This window comes from Zoogloea sp. (genome assembly GCF_023150065.1).
Lineage (GTDB): Bacteria > Pseudomonadota > Gammaproteobacteria > Burkholderiales > Rhodocyclaceae > Zoogloea.
In genome coordinates this window covers 1-2,834 of record NZ_JAKLLN010000051.1, presented here as the reverse complement: position 1 = coordinate 2,834, position 2,834 = coordinate 1, and the positions used below count along the sequence as shown (strand labels likewise).

Sequence of the window (2,834 nt, the reverse complement as noted above, 5' to 3'; positions counted from 1 at the left end):
GCACGTCGTGCTCGTGTTCGTGCTCGTGTTCCATCGCCTCGTGCGGATGCGGATGTGCGTGCCGCTCGCTCAGGTGGAGCCACACCCCCAGGGCCATCAGGGCTGCGGCGAGCAGGAGCGGTGGGGTCACCGGTTCTCCCAACCACAGCACCGCAAGCAGTGCGCCGAAGAACGGCGCCACCGAGAAGTAGGCCCCGGTGCGCGCCGTGCCCAGGTGGCGCAGCGCGAGGACGAACAGCGTCAGGCTGATGCCGTAGGCGAAGAAGCCCAGAACGGCCGAGCCGGCGAGTACACCGAGTGGCGGCAAGCTGGCGCCCAGACCCAGCGCGATGGCCAAGTTGACCGACCCTGCCGCCAGTCCCTTCACCATGGCGACCCAGGTCGCATCGGCGAGCGACACCTTGCGCGTGAGGTTGTTGTCGATGCCCCAGGCCAGGCAAGCCCCCAGCACCGCCAGCGCTGGGCGCATGCTGCCGAACTGCGCATCGCCGGACCAGCTCAGCACGAGGGCGCCGGCCACGATGGCCATCATGCCGAGCGCGATGCGCCTGTCGAAGTTCTCCTTGAACGCGAACCACGCCAGCAGCGCCGTGAAGACACCCTCGGCGTTGAGCAGCAGCGAGGCGCCCGAGGCGGGCATGCCCGCGACCCCGAACATCAGCAGCACCGGCCCGACGACTCCACCGGTCAGCACGGCACCGATCAGCCAGGGCCATTCGCGCGCGGCCAGCCGGGACGACGACGTGCGGCACATGGCACGCCACAGCGCGAGACCGAGGCCGGAGCCCAGGTAGAGCAGCCCGGCCAGCATCCACGGGCCCGCATCGCCCACGATCGCCTTGGCCAGGGGAGTACTCGCCCCGAACAGCACGGCGGCGAGCAGTGCGGCGCCCACACCCGCAGGCAGCCTGGCTGCACCGGGACGGCGCGAGCGTGGTTTACGCATGCCGTGAGTGTCGCCGTACCGGGGCGGTCACGCGTGGGCGGGGTCCGCGAGAATTGGGTTTGAAGGGGTGGTCCCCGTTCCGTGCCACGATGATGGCGCGGACCTGGATGAGGCTGCTGCAGGGTCTTCAATGGCAGGCAGGTCAACGGAACCCAATCGATGAAGCTTCCCCACGCTGGCCACAACCGTGAGAGCCAGCACTCTGATCATGCCTGCGGCGGATGCTGCCAGGTGCAGCGCCAGCCCGAAGCTGGCCATTGCGCTGACGATGACCATGGCCACGAGGGCGCACAAGGCGACTGGCCGAAGCTGGTCGGGGCGCTGCTGCTGGCCATCGGTGCCGAGGTCATCGGGTACTTCGCGTCCGAGACCACCGCCTGGCGTGTGGCGGGACTTGCCGTCGCGGCCGTGGCGATCTGGCTCGCCGGCTTCGATGTGTACAGGATGGGACTGACGGCGCTGCGACATGGGCGGCTGAACATCAACGCCCTCATGACGGTTGCCGTGACGGGTGCCTTTGTGCTGGGCCAGTGGCCCGAAGCGGCGATGGTGATGGCGCTCTATGCGATCGCAGAAGCGATCGAGGCACGCGCCGTCGACCGCGCACGCAGCGCCATCCAGGGCCTGCTGGCGATGTCGCCGGACGAAGCCTGGGTGCGGCAGGCCGACGGCGGCTGGTCCAGCCGGCCGGTGCGCGAGATCGGCGTGGGCGCGATGCTGCGTGTGAAGCCCGGCGAACGCGTGCCGATGGACGGTGTCGTCCGCTCGGGCCAGACGAGCATCGATCAGGCCCCCGTCACCGGCGAAAGCATCCCGGTCGACAAGGCGGCGGGCGATCCGGTCTTCGCCGGGACCATCAACGCATCGGGTACGTTCGAGTTCGAGGTCACGGCACCCGCATCGGATTCCACGCTGGCGCGCATCATCCACGCCGTCGAGCGGGCGCAGGCCACTCGGGCGCCGACGCAGGGCTTCGTCGACCGCTTTGCCGCGGTCTACACGCCGGCCGTCTTCGTCACCGCGCTCGCGGTCGGGCTGCTGGGCCCGTGGCTGCTCGGCTGGACGGCGCTGCAGGCCGCCTACAAGGCGCTGGTGCTGCTGGTCATCGCCTGTCCCTGTGCACTGGTGATCTCGACGCCGGTGACCATCGTCAGCGGGCTGACCGCCGCGGCGCGGCGCGGCATCCTGATCAAGGGTGGCATCTATCTCGAACTGGCTCGCAAGCTCAAGGCCATTGCACTCGACAAGACCGGGACGATCACCGCGGGCAAGCCCCGGCTGGTCGATTGGTTTGTCGTCGATCCGGCCACGGAGCCGTCGACGGCTGAGCACATCGCCGTCGTGCTGGCGAGCCACTCCGATCACCCGGTGTCCAAGGCGATCGCGGCGGGGCTCGCGCCGAACAGCATCGAGGCGAAGGACTTCGTGGCGCTCGCCGGCCGTGGCGTGCAGGCCGATGTCGGTGGCGTGACCTACGTGCTCGGCAACCACCGGCTGATCGAGGAGCGTGGACTGTGTTCCGCGGCACTCGAAGAGAACCTGAAGCAGCACGAAGCCGACGGTCGCACCGTGACGCTACTGGCCACGCCAGGCAAGGTCATCGCGTTGTTCGCCGTGGCCGACTCGATCAAGCCGTCATCGCGCGAGGCGGTCGCATCGCTGCATGCCCTGGGCATCACGCCCGTCATGCTGACCGGCGACAACCAGGCCACTGCCGGTGCGGTGGCGCGCCAGGCCGGTATCCTGCAGGCGCGCGGCAACCTGCTGCCGCAGCACAAGCTGGAAGCGATCAGGGACCTTCAGCGCGAGATCGGGCCGACCGCGATGAGCGGCGACGGCATCAACGACGCCCCGGCGCTGGCGCAGGCCGACATCGGCGTGGCGATGG

General features: G+C 69.4%; 2 protein-coding genes. One reads left to right on the top strand and one right to left on the bottom strand.

Going from position 1 to position 2,834, the window contains the following annotated elements; all coding sequences use genetic code 11:
- Window positions 1-946 (bottom strand): DMT family transporter (locus L6Q67_RS23215; RefSeq protein ID WP_296575777.1); only part of this gene is annotated, 946 nt, incomplete at its 3' end.
- Window positions 947-1,105: 159 nt separating this feature from the next.
- On the opposite strand from L6Q67_RS23215, the gene L6Q67_RS23210 reads away from it, so the two are divergent.
- A partial coding sequence (locus L6Q67_RS23210; RefSeq protein WP_296575774.1) for a heavy metal translocating P-type ATPase occupies window positions 1,106-2,834 on the top strand: 1,729 nt, incomplete at its 3' end.